The sequence below is a fragment of the Cupriavidus sp. 05N38 genome, assembly GCF_056397345.1.
In genome coordinates, this window is the sequence record NZ_JBFTNF010000003.1 from 44157 (window position 1) to 59458 (window position 15302).

General features: G+C 69.7%; 14 protein-coding genes. 11 read left to right on the forward strand and 3 right to left on the reverse strand.

Translation table 11 applies throughout. The features are described 5' to 3' along the window. The first annotated feature begins 55 nt into the window (after positions 1-55). From AC1DK4_RS03275 to AC1DK4_RS03295, 5 genes are all read left to right on the forward strand, one after another. Positions 56-1051 (forward strand): Bug family tripartite tricarboxylate transporter substrate binding protein, encoded by a 996-nt coding sequence (locus tag AC1DK4_RS03275; RefSeq protein ID WP_441613668.1) that lies wholly within the window; start codon positions 56-58, stop codon positions 1049-1051. Positions 1052-1157: 106 nt separating this feature from the next. Next, the gene (locus AC1DK4_RS03280) at positions 1158-2033 is read left to right on the forward strand and encodes a fumarate hydratase (protein ID WP_477131386.1); all 876 of its coding nucleotides are present in this window, start codon (positions 1158-1160) and stop codon (positions 2031-2033) included. Positions 2034-2035: 2 nt separating this feature from the next. Further along, positions 2036-2650 (forward strand): fumarate hydratase C-terminal domain-containing protein, encoded by a 615-nt coding sequence (locus tag AC1DK4_RS03285; protein WP_441613670.1) that lies wholly within the window; start codon positions 2036-2038, stop codon positions 2648-2650. Beyond that, on the forward strand, positions 2647-4374 hold the full coding sequence (locus AC1DK4_RS03290) for an L-aspartate oxidase (RefSeq protein WP_441613671.1): 1728 nt from the start codon (positions 2647-2649) through the stop codon (positions 4372-4374). The genes AC1DK4_RS03285 and AC1DK4_RS03290 overlap by 4 nt, the downstream gene beginning before the upstream one ends. 238 nt (positions 4375-4612) lie before the next feature. Next, on the forward strand, positions 4613-6238 hold the full coding sequence (locus AC1DK4_RS03295) for a thiamine pyrophosphate-binding protein (protein WP_441613672.1): 1626 nt from the start codon (positions 4613-4615) through the stop codon (positions 6236-6238). A 27-nt stretch (positions 6239-6265) separates the two neighbouring features. Here the strand turns inward: AC1DK4_RS03295 and AC1DK4_RS03300 are convergent, their stop codons facing one another. Continuing rightward, the gene (locus tag AC1DK4_RS03300; protein WP_441613673.1) at positions 6266-7036 is read right to left on the reverse strand and encodes a sulfite exporter TauE/SafE family protein; all 771 of its coding nucleotides are present in this window, start codon (positions 7034-7036) and stop codon (positions 6266-6268) included. Between the two features lie 222 nt (positions 7037-7258). Between AC1DK4_RS03300 and AC1DK4_RS03305 the strand changes: the two genes are divergently transcribed. The 5 genes from AC1DK4_RS03305 to AC1DK4_RS03325 all read left to right on the forward strand — a co-directional run bounded on the left by AC1DK4_RS03305 (position 7259) and on the right by AC1DK4_RS03325 (position 10923). Then, entirely contained in the window at positions 7259-8209 is a 951-nt protein-coding gene (locus AC1DK4_RS03305; protein WP_441613674.1) for a LysR family transcriptional regulator, read from the forward strand. 163 nt (positions 8210-8372) lie between these two features. Continuing rightward, entirely contained in the window at positions 8373-9356 is a 984-nt protein-coding gene (locus tag AC1DK4_RS03310) for a Bug family tripartite tricarboxylate transporter substrate binding protein (protein ID WP_477131387.1), read from the forward strand. A gap of 37 nt (positions 9357-9393) precedes the next feature. Then, on the forward strand, positions 9394-9921 hold the full coding sequence (locus AC1DK4_RS03315; RefSeq protein WP_441643142.1) for an FAD-dependent oxidoreductase: 528 nt from the start codon (positions 9394-9396) through the stop codon (positions 9919-9921). A 38-nt stretch (positions 9922-9959) separates the two neighbouring features. Then, positions 9960-10418, forward strand: a complete 459-nt coding sequence (locus AC1DK4_RS03320) for an FAD-dependent oxidoreductase (protein WP_441613677.1) — start codon at positions 9960-9962, stop codon at positions 10416-10418. Between the two features lie 292 nt (positions 10419-10710). Then, entirely contained in the window at positions 10711-10923 is a 213-nt protein-coding gene (locus tag AC1DK4_RS03325; RefSeq protein ID WP_441613678.1) for a hypothetical protein, read from the forward strand. A gap of 56 nt (positions 10924-10979) precedes the next feature. Here the strand turns inward: AC1DK4_RS03325 and AC1DK4_RS03330 are convergent, their stop codons facing one another. After that, positions 10980-12491, reverse strand: coding sequence for a class I adenylate-forming enzyme family protein (locus AC1DK4_RS03330; RefSeq protein WP_441613679.1), 1512 nt, complete (start codon positions 12489-12491; stop codon positions 10980-10982). Between the two features lie 197 nt (positions 12492-12688). Between AC1DK4_RS03330 and AC1DK4_RS03335 the strand changes: the two genes are divergently transcribed. Further along, positions 12689-13372 carry a Crp/Fnr family transcriptional regulator gene (locus tag AC1DK4_RS03335; protein WP_477131388.1) on the forward strand — a complete coding sequence of 228 codons (684 nt, stop codon included), beginning with the start codon at positions 12689-12691 and terminating at the stop codon, positions 13370-13372. Between the two features lie 33 nt (positions 13373-13405). Here the strand turns inward: AC1DK4_RS03335 and AC1DK4_RS03340 are convergent, their stop codons facing one another. Further along, positions 13406-15187 carry a cytochrome c biogenesis protein DipZ gene (locus AC1DK4_RS03340; RefSeq protein ID WP_477131416.1) on the reverse strand — a complete coding sequence of 594 codons (1782 nt, stop codon included), beginning with the start codon at positions 15185-15187 and terminating at the stop codon, positions 13406-13408. Between the last annotated feature and the right edge of the window lie 115 nt (positions 15188-15302).

Here is a 15302-nt window from a genome sequence, read left to right on the forward strand (position 1 = left end):
ATGAGCGCCGCCGCATGAAGCGGCGCCATTTCCACCTGCACAAAAGGAGACCGCAATGACGTTGTCCGCATCATCCACAAGCCGCAGGATCTGGGCTTCGCTTAGCCTGTGCGCCGCCACGGCGCTCTGCGTCGGGAGCGCCCGCGCCGATACGTGGCCCAGCAAGCCGGTCACGATGATCGTTCCCTTCGCGGCGGGCGGCAGCACCGACGTGCTCGGACGCGTGGTCGGCCAGAAGCTGGGCGAAATGTGGAAGCAGAGCGTGGTGATCGAAAACCGGCTGGGCGCGGGCGGCGCGGTCGGCGCGCAGGTGACGGCAAAAGCCCCGGCCGACGGCTACACGATGATGCTGGCCTCCGGCAGCATGTTCACCGTCAACCAGTACATCTACCAGCGACTGCCCTATAGCGCGAGGGACTTCGCCTTCATCACCAGCGTGGCGAGCGGGCCCATGCTGGTGGTCGTGAACCCGGGCCTGCCCGCCAGGAACCTGAAGGAGCTGGTCGCGCTGGCGAAGTCGCAGCCGGGCAAGCTCAACTTCGGCTCCGCCGGCACCGGCAGCCAGGTCCACATGGCGGGCGAGGCGTTCGCCGATGCCGCCGGCGTCAATATCACGCACGTTCCCTACAAGGGCGAATCGCTGGCCTACAACGACCTGATGGCCGGGCAGCTCCAGCTGATGGTGGGCAATATCGCGGCCGCGTCGCAGTTCGTGAAGGGCGGCAAGCTGCGCGCGCTCGCGGTCACCGGCACCGAACGCTCGCCGATGCTGCCCGACGTGCCTACCGCGACCGAAGCCGGCCTCACGGGCCTGGAAAACGTCACGGGCTGGTTCGGCTTCGTCATGCCGGCCGGCACCCCGCCCGACATCCTCAGCAAGGTCCAGCAAGACACCGTCAAGGTGCTGGCCGATCCCGACACCCAGGCGCGCCTGCTTGCGCAGGGCATGAAGCCGGTCGGCAACACGCCGCAGCAACTGGGCACGGCCATCGCCGCGGAATCGCTGCGGTGGGAGAAGGTCGTCAGGAACCGCAACCTCACTGCCAACTGAGCGCCAACTGAGCGCCAACCTAGCGCCAGCCGGGCGCGAGACAAAACGCAGGACCGGCGCGCCGGCGAGCGCCGGCAACCATCGCAGCCAAGCATCGGGGACCAGCATGCAAATCAATCTTTCCGCCCTGGAGGACACGGCCAGGGAACTGTATATCCGCGCGCTGAAGATCCTGCCGCCCGACGTCAAGGCGGGCATCGGGCGCCTGCAGGCGCAGGAAACCTCGGCCACGGCGCGCAGCGTCCTGGCCACCATGAGCAAGAACATCGCCATTGCGGAGCAGACCGACAACCTGCTGTGCCAGGACACCGGCGTGCCKATCTACAACATGGTGATCGGCACCGGCGTCGCGGTCGACGGGCATGCATTCAAGCAGGCCATCCGCCGCGGCTGCGAGCGCGCCACGCGCGAACATCCGCTGCGCTCGTCGGTGGTGCACCCGCTGACGCGCCAGAACAACCATACCTCCTGCGGCATCGAGGTGCCGGTGATCCATATCGACTTCGACGACACGCCCGGCCGGCTGACGTTGGAGATGGTGCCCAAGGGCAGCGGCTCGGAGAACAACTCCTTCCTCAAGATGGCGATTCCCGCCGAGGGCATCGATGCGATCAAGACCTTCGTGATCGACAGCGTGATCGCCGCAGGCGGCAAGACCTGCCCGCCGACGATCGTCGGCGTCGGCCTGGGCGRCACTTCGGACCTGTGCGTGGCGCTCGCCAAGCGCGCCGCCACGCGCGCGCTCGGCACGCGCTGCGCCGACCCCGCGGGCGCGGCGCTGGAAGCCGAGCTGTCGCTGGCAGTCAACCGGCTCGGCGTGGGCCCGCAGGGCCTGGGCGGCGATGCGACCGCCTATGCGGTGCATATCGAGCTGGCCTCCACGCACATCACCATGAACCCCATCGCCGTCAACATGCAGTGCCACTCCGCGCGCCGCGCGAGTGCCACCTTCAGCGCTGACGGCGTCAGCTACGGATTCTGACCATGGCGCACTACGAACTCTCCATGCCCGTGACCGAGGAACAGGTCCGCCGGCTGCGCGTCAACGACACCGTGACCTTGCAGCAGACCCTGTTCGGCATCCGCGACGCCACCCAGATCCACATGTTCGACCGGCAGCGCACCACGCGCTTCGACCTCGCCGGCCACGCCGTGATCCACACCGCGCCCAATGTCCGCAAGGTGCCCGCCAGCGCCGAGCACCCCGCCGGCTACCAGCCGGTGTGCATCGGCACCACCACCTCGGACCGCATGGAGCGCTTCACCCAGCCGCTGATGCGCCGGTGCGGGGTGCGCATGATCGTGGGCAAGGGCGGCATGCGCGAGGATTCGCTCGCGGCGTTCGGCGAACTGGGCGGTGCGTACCTGGCCATCATCGGCGGCACCGCCGCGCTCGAGACCACATGGGTCGAGCAGATCGAGGACGTCGATCTCGACGACCTCAACCCGGAATCGCTGTGGAAGTTCAGGATCCGTGATTTCGGGCCCCTGCTGGTGGCCATGGACAGCCACGGCCAGAGCCTCTATACCGCCGTCAGGCAGAACACCGCCGACCAGCGCGCCGCCGTGCTGGCCAGCCTTGGAGTGGCAAAGCCATGAAAATCACACGACTGCAGACCGATGTGCTGATCCTCGGTTCCGGCGGGGCGGGCCTGTTCGCCGCCCTGCACGCGCACCAGAACGCGCCGGAACTCTCGATCACCGTGGCGGTGAAGGGGCTGCTCGGCAAGTGCGGCTGCACCCGCATGGTCCAGGGCGGCTACAACGTGGCGCTGGCGCAGGGCGATTCGGTCGAGCGCCACTTCATGGACACCGTGGAAGGCAGTAAATGGCTGTCCGACCAGGAGCTGGCCTGGACGCTGGTCACCAAGGCGGTGGAGCGCATCCACGAACTCGAGAACGAACTGGGCTGCTTCTTCGACCGCAACCCCGACGGCACGGTCCACCAGAAGGCCTTCGCCGGGCAGACCTTCGACCGCACCGTGCACAAGGGCGACCTGACCGGCATCGAGATCATCAACCGGCTGGCCGAGCAGGTCTGGAGCCGCGGCATCGGCCGGCTGGAGGAGCACCGCGCGGTCGAGCTGATCAAGACCCCCGATGGCCAGGCATTGGCCGGCGTGCTGATGATCGACATGCGCAGCGGCGAGTTCGTCTTCGTGCAGGCCAAGGCGGTGCTGCTGGCCACCGGCGGCGGCCCGACCATGTACAAATTCCACACGCCATCGGGCGACAAGAGCTGCGACGGCCTGGCGATGGCGCTGCGCGCCGGGCTGCCCCTGCGCGACATGGAGATGGTGCAGTTCCACCCCACCGGGCTGCTGGCCGGCACGGACACGCGCATGACCGGCACGGTGCTCGAAGAGGGCTTGCGCGGCGCCGGCGGCTACCTGCTGAACGGGAGCAAGGAACGCTTCATGCACAACTACGATGCGCGCGGCGAGCGTGCCACGCGCGACATCGTCTCGCGCGGGATCTACGCCGAGATGCGTGCCGGCCGGACTTCGCCCAACGGCGGCGTCTATATCCAGATGGGGCATCTCGGCCCGGACAAGGTGCGCAAGCAGTTCAAGGGCATGGTGGAGCGTTGCGGCGACTGCGGCTTCGATCTCGCGGGCGACCTCGTCGAGGTGGTGCCGACCGCCCACTACATGATGGGCGGCCTGCAGTTCCGTCCCGACTGCAGCACCGAACTGCACGGCCTGTTCGCCGCCGGCGAGGATACCGGCGGCGTGCATGGCGCGAACCGGCTCGGCGGCAACGGGGTCGCCAACTCGACCGTGTTCGGCGGCATCGCCGGCGACAGCATGGCAGCCTGGACCCGCCGCAACGGGGCGCTGCGCGCGCCCGATGAAGCCGCCATCGCGGCCGCTGTCGCGGCCATGGAGGCGCCCTTCGGCCAGCGGCCGGGCAGTCTCGAACCGGTCCGCGAGGCGCTCTTCGACTGCATGTGGGACGAAGTAGGCATCATGCGCACGCGCGATGGCCTGCTGCGGGCCCGTCATCGCCTCGCGGAGCTGGAGCGCACGCTGCTGGCCACCGGCGTGGCCGACGGCCAGCGCGGGTTCAACGTCACCTGGCATGACTGGATGAACCTCAGGAGCCTGATCGGCGTTAGCCAGGCCATCGTGGAAGCCGCGCTCTCACGCGAAGACTCGCGCGGGGCGCATTTCCGCGAAGACTTCCCGGCCACCGGCGACCTGCCAGGCTCCAGCTTCACCGTGGTGCGCCAGCGCGGCGGCACGCTGCAACTGACCCGCTCACCCGTGCAGTTCACCCGCGTCGCTCCGGGGCAGACGATTCTGGAGGAGGAGGCGGCCTGAGGAAAGTCCGGAGGTGGAGGAGAGCTGAAGAAGAGATGACGGCGCTGGTCGGCAACCTCAAGGGTGGCAAACTGCGGGCTGTGGTGACCACTTCGCCGCAGCGCCTGCCGGCCCTGCCCGAGGTGCCGATGGCAAGCGAGGCCGGGCACCCCCCGGCGGCGCTCAACGTCGAAGCCCTGGTCATCATGTACGAGCAACCCGGCAAATCCCTCGATATCCAGCTCAAGCAGGAAAGCAAATGGCGAAGTCTCACCGCGGCGCAGACGCGCTCGCCGGCACGCTGGCACAGGCCGGCGTCAAGCGCATATTCACCTTGTCGGGCAATCACATCATGCCGGTCTTCGACGCCTGCCTCGACGCCGGCGTCGGGCTGCTGCACACGCGCCACGAGGCCGCCACCGTGCACATGGCCGATGCCTGGGCGCGCCTGACCGGCGAGTTCGGCGTGGCCATGGTCACCGGCGGGCCCGGCCACGCCAATGCGGTCTCCGCGCTCTACACCGCGCAGATGTCGGAGTCGCCGCTGGTGTTGCTGTCGGGCCATGCGCCGAACCGGCAGCACGGCTTCGGCGCCTTCCAGGAAATGCGCCAGGCCGAGATGGCGGCGCCGGTAGCCAAGGCAGCCTGGACCTGCGCCGGCGCGGACAGCATCGCCGCCGACATGGCGCTGGCCATGCAGATCGCGGCCTCCGGCCGGCCCGGCCCGGTGCACCTGAGCCTGCCCACCGATGCGCTGGAGGACGCCGTGCGGGAGGCCGGCGTGCCCGCCTCCATCGCCGTCCCGGCGCACGCGCCCGCGCTCGCTGCGCAGGACGCATCCGCCGTGCTGTCGGCGCTGGCGGGCGCGCGGCGCCCGCTGATCCTTGCCGGCCCGGCCTGGCTGACCGCGCGCGCACGCGTGCGCACCGCCGAGCTGGAGGCGCGCACGGGCATTCCCGTGGTCGGCATGGAGAGCCCGCGCGGCAACAACGATCCCAGCCTCGGTGCATTCGCGCAGATGCTGGCGCAGGCCGACTGCGTGCTGTTGCTGGGCAAGCGCCTCGACTTCACGCTCAGGTTCGGCGGCGCGCCCGCCTTTGCGGCCGACTGCAGCTTCCTGCAGATCGATGCTGACGAGAGCGAGCTCGCGCGCAGCCGCCGCGCCGCCGGCGACCGCCTGCGCTTCGCACGGCGCGCGGACGTCGGCAGCGCCATCGCGCAGCTCGTGGCCGGAGCAAGCGGGCCGCAGCGGCACCGCGCGTGGCTGGACGAAGTGGCGGCCGCCATCCGCTACCGGCCCGATGCATGGAACACCGCCACGGCCGCCGGGGCGCTGCACCCGGTCCAGGTATGCCGCCCGCTGCAAGCCATCCTGGATAGCCACCCGGATGCGGTGCTGGTGTCCGACGGCGGCGAGTTCGGGCAGTGGGCGCAGGCGTGCCTGCATGCGCCGCACCGCGTCATCAACGGGCCCGCGGGCGCCATCGGCGCGGGCCTGCCGATGGCGCTGGCGGCACGGCTGGCGCAGCCGGATGCGCCAGTGATCGCCATGATGGGCGACGGCACCACCGGCTTCCATGTCGCGGAGTTCGATACCGCGGTGCGCTACGGCTTGCCGTTCGTCGCCGTGGTCGGCAACGACGCGCGCTGGAATGCCGAGTACCAGATCCAGCTCAACAGCTATGGCAAGGAGCGGCTGGTCGGCTGCGAACTGCTGCCCACCCGCTACGACCAGGTGTGCGCGGCCTTCGGCGGGCACGGCGAGCTTGTGCAGGCGCCGGACCAGCTCTTGCCTGCCGTGCGGCGCGCCATCGCATCGGGCCGTCCGGCCTGCGTCAACGTGCGGATGGAAGGCGTGGCGGCGCCCGTCGTGGCGCGCCGCTGAGCGACACGGCCGCGGCGCGCCCGGCGCTCAGCCCAGCGCGCTGCGATAGACCAGGCCGAGTCCGGCCATGACGAGGACGCCCCATACCGCGTGGATGACCTTCGCCGGCGCGATGCGCCGGTGCAGCCAGCCGCCGGCGAGATAGCCGGCGATCGCGCAAGGCATCAGCACGGCCGCCAGCACGAAGATGGCGGTATTGGCGTACAGTCCCGCCGCCGCGAACATCGCCAGCCTTGCGAAAGCGGTCAGCACGATCAGCGTGCTGGTGGTGGCCCTCAGCTGCCCGGGATCGCGCAGCCGGCCGGCCAGGTAGATGGTGTAGACGGGGCCGCCGGTGCCGAACAGCGCGGTCAGCACGCCGCCGGCGAGGCCGAACGGCACCGACAGCCGCGGATCCAGTTCACTGTAGCCGCGCTTGAACAGCAGGCTCCATGCGGAGTGCAGCAGCACGAACAGGCCAAGCACCAGCAGCAGCGGGCGTTCCGGCGCATGCATCAGCAATGCCAGGCCGCACGCCATGCCGGCCAGCACGCCCGGCACCAGCCGCCGCAACTCTGCCGTATTCACCTGCCGGCGGCTGCGCAGGCCCAGCAGCGTTCCGGCGACCAGATCGAAGAACAGGATCATCGGCACGGCCGTGCGCAACGGCACGATCTGGGTCAGCAGCGGCATGGCCATGATGGAAGAGCCGAACCCGGTGAGCCCGAATATCGTATAGGCCCAAATGACGATCGGCACCAGGCAGGCAAGCTGGAACAGCGACAGGTGCGTCTGCGACAGGAGGAATTCGGTCAGCAAGATGGGCAGCCGATGGGAAGGGGACGGGGGCGGGAGGGATCCGGCGCTGCGAAGCGTGCCCCATCATATGGGTCGCTCACCCTCACGTCAACCACATCATCTATATGACATGGGTGATTGGAGAAGCCTCGCGCGGTCGCCGGGGCCGGCGCCGCGCGGGCCTCGCCGCAAGGCGTGCACAATGCCGGCTGTTGCTTCGGGCACGGGAATCGGGAAAGGAACATGGAACTTCGACAGCTACGCTATTTCGTCCAGGTGGTGGAACTGGGCAGCATGGGCCAGGCGGCGCAGAAGCTGGGCGTGGTCACCTCCGCCCTGAGCCAGCAGATCAGCCGGCTGGAGAGCGAGCTGTCCACGCGGCTGCTGCAGCGCACCTCCAGTGGCACCGTGCCCACCGACGCGGGCCTGGCCTTCTGGCGCCAGGCGCAGCTGGCCATCCGCCATGCCGATGACGCCGTGCGCGCGGCCCAGCTCGCGCGCCTGTCCGGCCATGTGAGCGTGGGCATGGCGCCCAGCACGATCGCCGTGCTCGGGCTGCCCTTCATGCTGGCCATGCGCGAGCGCTATCCCGATATCCGCCTGCACCTGGTGGAGAACCTGTCCGGCAACCTGGCCGCGATGATCGGCGCGCGCCAGCTCGACCTGGCCGTGCTGTTCCAGATCGAGGGCAGCCAGCGCTGGAGCGTGACGCCGCTGCTCGAGGAACGCCTGTTCGTGATTGCGCGCACGGGCCAGGCCGGCATGCCCGCGGGCGCGCCGGTGGAGCTCGAACAGCTCGGCGCCCTGCCGCTGATCCTGCCAAGCAGCCCGCATGGCCTGCGCGCCCTGCTCAACAAGGCCTTCGCGCGCAGCCGGCACCAGCCCAATGTGGTGGCCGAGATCGACGGCCTGGCGATGCTGATGGACGCGGTGCGCGCCGGCCTGGGCGCCACCATCCAGCCCGGCGCGGCGGTGGCGCGGCTGCTCGGCGAGCCACTCGACATGATCGAGATCGCCGACGGCGGCGGCGCCAGTGGCACGAACGGCGCGGTGTGCCGGCCCAACATGCTGGTCAGCCTGTCCGACGACGAGCTATCCCCGGCCGGGCTGGCGGCGCGCACCGTGCTGGCCAGCGTGACCCGCACGCTGGTCAGGGAAGGCCGCTGGCCCGGCGCCACCCTTCACGAATCCTGAAGACCCCTTGCCGTAACGTGACTGGCGCCGCCTCGCCGCGCTTCGTACAGTCACGCCACCATCGCGCCGCGCCGGCGCATGCCCTGCATTGGCCCGGCGCCGCGCGCACGCGCGGCAGCCGGCCCGCGCGCCGACGACAAGAACCATCCCTCCAGGAGACACCATGCAGTCCACCGCCCGCCGCGCCGCGCTCGCCGGCATCCTCGGCACCATCCTCATGTCGGCAGGCGCCGCCTCCTTCGCGGCGGACCCGTGGCCCGCCAAGCCGGTCACGCTGGTGGTGCCCTTCGCCGCCGGCGGCACCACCGACATCATCGGCCGCACCATCGGCCAGAAGCTCGGCGAGGCGCTGCGCCAGCCGGTGGTGGTCGACAACCGGCCCGGCGCCGGCGGCACGCTCGGCGCCGGCATCGTGGCGCGCGCCCAGCCGGATGGCTACACCCTGCTGCTGGCCACCGTGGCGCACACCATGGCGCCCGGCATCTACAAGACCCTGCCCTACGACTTCACCAGGGACCTGGACCCGATCGGCCTGGCCGCGCTGACCCCCAACGTGCTGCTGGTCAACCAGTCCATCCCGGCGAAGACGGTGCCCGAACTGATCGCCTACATCAAGGCGCATCCCGGCAAGGTCAACTACGGCTCCGCCGGCACCGGCAGCACCGAGCACCTGTCCGGCGAGCTGTTCCGCTCGATGACCGGCACCGATATCGCCCACGTGCCCTACAAGGGCGGCGCGCCGATGATGACCGACCTGATCGCCGGCCAGATCCAGATGGCCATCGAGACCAGCCCGTCGGCCGCGCCCCATGTGCGCAGCGGCAAGGTCAAGGCGCTCGCCGTGACGACGGCCAGGCGCTCCGGCGCCTACCCCGGCGTGCCCACGCTGGACGAGAGCGGCGTGAAGGGCTTCGAGGTCACCACCTGGTACGCCGTGATGGCCCCGCACGGCACCCCGCCGGCCGTCGAGCAGCGCATCGGCGCCGAACTGGCGAAGGTGCTGAAACTGCCGGAAGTGCAGAAGCGCTTCGAGGAACAGGGCGTGACCGCCGGCGACATGACGCCCGCGCAGCTGGYCGGCTTCATTCGTGCGGAGACGAGCAAATGGACCAAGGTGGCCAAGGAGTCCGGCGCCAGCGCGGAGTGAGATGAACGCGGTGCGTCGCGGGCGGGGGCGGGGGCCAATGCTGTCCAACGCGCTGGCGCTGAAGAAGGCGCCCGCCGCGCTGGCGAACTTCGATGCCGCCGCGATGGCACGGCAACTCGGCGCGACGGTGCGCACGCACCAGGTGGTCGGGCGCATCCGTGCGGAGGCGCATGCCGTCGAATCGCACGGCACGGCGCTGGAATACAGCCGGCTGGTGCTGGCCGTGGGCGCCGATCCGCGCCGGCCGCCGCTGCGGGGCACGGGCGCCGCCGACGTGTTGTGCATCAACGACCTGCGCGACTACGCGCGCTTCCGCCTGGCGCTGGCGAACTGCCGCTCGGTCGCCATTCTCGGCGCCGGGCTGATCGGCTGCGAATTTGCCAACGACCTGGCCTCGGCCGGCTTCGTCGTGTCGCTGATCGACCCCGCCGCCGCGCCGCTGTCGCGGCTGCTGCCGCAAGCCGCCGGCCATGTCTACGCGCGCGGCCTGCACCGGCACGGCGTGCGCATGCTGCTCGGGCGCAGCGTCAGCACCATCGAGCACGAGGGCTGGGCTACCGCCTGACGCTGGCCGACGGCGGCACGCTCGATGCGGATCTCGTGGTGTCGGCCATCGGGCTGGCACCGCGCACCGCGCTGGCGCGCGCGGCGGGCATCGACACCGGCCAGGGCATCCGCACCGACGCCTGCTGCCGCACCAGCGCGCCAGATGTGTATGCCCTGGGCGATTGCGCCGAGATCGAAGGCAAGGTGCAGCCTTATGTGCTGCCGATCACGCACGCCGCGCGCGCGCTCGCGCGCACGCTGTGCGGCGAGCCGACGCCGGTGGTGTTCCCGGTGATGCCGGTCAGCGTGAAGACGCCCGCGGTGCCCGCCGTGGTGGCAGCGCCCCCGCCGGGCAGCGGCGACTGGCTGGTCGAACAGGCCGCCGGCCCGGTGGACGAATCACTGCGCGCGCTCTGCACCGATGCCGCGAGCGGCCAGCTCGTCGGCTTTTCGCTGCTGGGGAGCGCGGTGCAGGAACGGGCGGCCCTGACCAGGCGCATGGAGGCACGGAACTGAGCTGCCGGCATGCGCGGCGCATCGTCCGAAGGCTGTCAAGTCCGCGGTGCCGGGATCGGGTCTTTCCTGCCAGGCACGCACACCTGTGCAACCAGGCCCGCCAGGCATCGGGCGCCAGGCTGACGGCGCGCCGCCTGCTGGCGGCCGCCGCGCCGCCGTCCGGCGCGAGTGAGGCGGCGGCGCGACGGCCCGCACGATAAAGCCATGCCGTGCGGCGAAACACCTCTATACTGGATGAAATGCTGCACCACAGCATTTCCCGGCCCGCGTGGCCATCCAAACGGAGGCAGGCATGTCACTCTGCGATCTATGCATCACGCAAGTGGACCGACCCGGCCATTTCCCGCCACACCCCCGGCTGGCCAAGGTCACCATGCTGCGCGAAGCCATGCGCGGCACGGGCTTTGTCTACCGCTGCGAGGCGTGCGGGCAGACCCTCGTGTTGTCCGCCGCGAACGAAGACGCGCCGGACCGCTGGACGCTGCTCGATAGTCCGCAGCGCTGAGCCGGGCCAGCCACCGGCGCGCGTGCAGGCGCCCCGTGCCCGCACGCGCGCTGCGCTCAGCCGCGCAGCGCGCGCCGCAGGATCTTGCCCGACCCGGTCTTGGGCAGGTCGTCCACGAACGCCACCAGCCTTGGCACCTTGTAGGCGGCGAGCCGCGTGCGGCAAAACGCCAGCAAGGCCTCTTCCGTGACGACGTGCCCGCGGGCGGGAACGATGAATGCCTTGGCCAGCTCGCCCTTCAACGCGTCGGCCACACCGACCACCGCCGCCATCGCCACGGCGGGATGCTCGCACAGCACACTTTCGAGTTCGGCCGGATAGATATTGAAGCCACCGGTGATGATCATGTCCTTGAGGCGGTCGACCACGAAGATATAGCCGTCGCTGTCCATGTACGCGAGGTCGCCGGTATGCAGGAAACCCTCGGCGTCGATGGCCTGCGCCGTGGCATCCGGGCGGTTGAGATAGCCGTCCATCGTCAGCGGCCCCTTGAGCACCAGTTCGCCCACTTCATGCGGCGGCAGGACGGTGCCGGCGGCATCGGCGCGCACGATGCGCGCCTGCATGAAGGGCAGCGGGATGCCGATCGAGCCGAGCCGCCGCGGGCCGAGCAGGCAATGGGTGGTGCCCAGGCCGCCCAGCTCGGTCATTCCCCACAGCTCAAGCAGTGGTGCGCCGAAGCGCGCCTGCACTTGCTCCATCTTCGCCACCGGCATGGTCTGGCCGCCCACCGTGCAGCGCGTGAGCGAACTGATGTCGTAGTCGCCGAACTGCGGATAGTCCAGCAGGTACATGTACATCGTCGGCACGCCTTCGAAGAGGGTGGCGCGATGCGTGGCGATACTCTGCAGCACCACTTCCGGCCTGAACACGGCGTGCAGCACGAGCGTCATGCCATACGCCATCGCGCAGTTCATGACGATGTTGCCGTACACGTGCGACAAGGGCAGCGCGCTGACCACGGTATCCGCCTCGGTTCGCCCGTGCATGGTCGCGGTCATGGCGGTGTTCATCAGGATCGACCGGTGCGAGAGCACGGCGCCCTTGGGCTTGCCGGTGGTGCCCGAGGTGTAGCCGATCGTGCTGATCTCGCCGAGGCGGTCCTGGTCCAGGCGCAGGCCCGGGTCGGGCGGCGTGCCGGTCCAGTCGGCGAACGCTTCCATGCCTGCCGTGGTGCCCTGCAGCGAGACCAGTGCCGGGCAGGCCTCGCCCAGCGCCTCGCGCAGCGCCAGCAGCTTGTCGCCTTCCCCGAACACCACCGACGCGCCGCAGTCGCCCACCGCGTAGGCCGCCTCCGGCGCTGTCAGCATCAGGTTGAGCGGGTTGGCGATGCAGCCCGCCTTGAGGATGCCGTAGTAGGCCACGATCCATTGCGCGCAGTTGGGCGCGTAGAGCGAGATCGTGGTGCCATGGCCATGTCCGCGTTGCAGCAGGCGGGTGGCCACGCCGGACGACAGGCGGTCCAGTTCGGCAAAGGAATAGCGTTGCCCGTCGGCCACCAGCGCCGTCTTGTCGCCGAAGCGCGCGGCAGCCTGCGCGATCAGCGCGCCGAGTGAAGTCTCCATCATCGTCTCCGGTTGGCCGCGCGCGCGAATTCCCGCAGAATATGCGGCGGAACGCTTCGCGTCATGCCATGGCTGGCATTGCGCGCGTCTTCGATGGTTGCCACTCTAGGCATGGGCGCGGCGCAAGTCTGTCCCGTGCGCAACAATCCGCGGCAATCCCGCGCCGGAGCCGGCCGACACACAAGCCAACCCCGCAAGCCATGGACACGATCGACCAGTTGCTACTCACCGCGCCGTGGTTCGGGGCGCTCGACCCCGGGCTGCAAGCGCAGGTGCGCGCCGGAACCAGCCTGCGAGTGGTAGCGCCGGACGGCTACGTGTGCCGGCGCGGCGAGCMGAGCCATTGCTGGTTCGGCGTGGTGGACGGGCTGGTCAAGGTGTGCAATACGTCGAGCGAAGGCCGGCTGATGACGTTCGCCGGCATTCCGGCCGGCGCCTGGTTCGGCGAGGGCACGGTCATCAAGGCCGAAGCCTGGCACTACGACGCCGTCGCGCTGCGCACCTCGCGCGTGGCGTGCCTGCCCGCCGCGCTGTTCTTCAAGCTGCTTGACTGCAGCATCCCCTTCAACCGCTTCCTGCTCGAACACGTCAACGAACGGCTCGGCCAACTGATGGCCATGGTCGAGAACGACCGCCTTACCGAGCCCGTCCTGCGCGTCGCCAACTGCCTGCTGGCGATGTTCAATCCGCGCCTCTATCCCCTGGGCAAGGCCGAGATACCGCTGACGCAGGAAGAGATCGGCTATCTGTCCGGCGTCACGCGGCAAAAGGTCAATCTTGCCGTGCGCCGGATGGAGACGCATGGCCTGCTGGCGATCACCTACGGCCGCGTCACGGTGATCGATCTGCCCGGGCTGCGTGCCTTTGCCGCGCAGGCGGCCTGACCGGCGCCCGGCGACGCCTTCCGGGAAGGGCGGTCAGCCGAAGGTGAAGACGAAGGCCTGGACACCCGGGTCGAGGAAGCGGATCTCGAAGGTGCGTTCAGCGACCTCGCCCGACTGGCGCACGAGCTGGTAGAGGCGCGTCTGGGTGACGGTGCCGTTGCCCGCCGCGTCGATATCGGCACCGTGGCTTTCTGCCGGCGCCTTGCCGTCCACCTTCACCTGGAAGCGCACCGGCTTGCCGTCGGCGCCCGCGCCAAGGACCAGATGGAGATCGCGCGCGCGGAACCGGTAGGTGATGCCGCCATTCGCCCGGTTCAGCGTCGCCTGCTCGGCGCCCACCGTCCAGTTCCCGTCCAGCCCCCAGCGATTGAGGCGCGGAGCGCCGATGGTGTAGTTCCGCGCGACATCGCTCGTCAGTCCTTCGGGCGAGGCAAAGTTCGACGCCTGCTGATAGCCGATGTAGGTCTCGGCCGAGCGCACGTTGTCGAGGTCGGGTGCGGCCTGCGCACCCGTGGCGTCCGGCGTCACGGCAGGTGTCGCGGCCTTCGCGGCGCCCGCTTCGGCAAGCAAGTCCTGGATGACCTTCTCGGCCTTGTCGTAGTCGCCCTCGCCGAACTGGTGATAGCGGATCCGCCCCTTGGCATCGACGAAGWAGATGGCCGGCCAGTAGTGATTGTCGAATGCACGCCAGATCTTGAAGTCGCTGTCCACCGCGACGGGATAGCCGATACGGAAGCCATCGATCGCCTTGCGGATGTTTCCGGCGTTTCGTTCGAAGGCGAACTCGGGCGTGTGCACGCCGATCACGGTAAGGCCCTGGTCCTTGTACTTTTCCGCCCAGGCCCGCAGGTAGGGGATGGTGCGAATGCAGTTGATGCACGAGTAGGTCCAGAAATCGACCAGCACGACCCTGCCGCGCAGTTGCTCGCTCGTCAGCGGCGGCGAATTAAGCCACCCCACTGCGCCATCGAGCGACGGCAACGATCCCTCGACCGGCAAGCCGCTGCGAAACGCGGGGCGCGCGTCGGCGGCGACCCGCATGATGCCGTCGCGCACGCGCGCGGCCGTCCTGGTCGACGGCGGCTTTGCGTGCGCGGGGAAGGTATCGAGAAGCGCCTGCTCGAACCTGGCCGTGCCGGCGTTCGAAAACCGCGCAAGCAGCCCGGTATCCGCACCCAGCCCGATGGCTGCGACACCGCACAGGACCGCCGCGCCGAGGCCCCGGCGCACCCATTCGCCGGCACCCAGCGATTGCTTCATGGCGGTGAAGACCCGGCCGCCGATCAGCAGCGCAACCGCGAGCGACGTTGCCGCGCCCGCCGCATAGGCCACAAGCAGCAGCGTGGTCTTTGCGTTGGCGCCGTGCAGCGCCGCGCCGGTCAGCACCAGGCCGAGGATCGGCCCCGCGCAGGGCGCCCAGAGCAGGCCGGTGGCAATGCCGACCARCAAGGCAGCGCCGGAGGTCGGCGCCTGCGACGTCCCGCCCGTCGATTTCATCAAGCGGTTGGCCAGCGCGACGACCGGCTGCGTCAGCGCGCCGGCAAGCCGTGGCGAGAGCAGCGTGACACCGGACACGGCCAGCAGCGCGAGCGCGGCGTAGCGTCCGTATTCGTTGGCCTGCACCACCCAGCCGCCGCCGACCGACGCCAGGGTGGCGACGAGGGCAAAGGTCATGGCCATGCCGGCGAGCATCGGCAGCGTGCTGCGCACGAAGGGCTGCTGCGCGCGCGCAAAGACGAACGGCAGCACCGGCAGGATGCACGGGCTGAGTATCGTCAGCACACCCCCGAGATAGGCAACGGCCAGAAGCGTAATCATGATCGTCCTTTTTGCGTGAATGCTGGGAGGCGCGGCTGTATCCCGGCCATGCATGTATGAAACACCACCGACATATCCCCGATGTATCGGGATCGGCCGCACGCGTATGGAA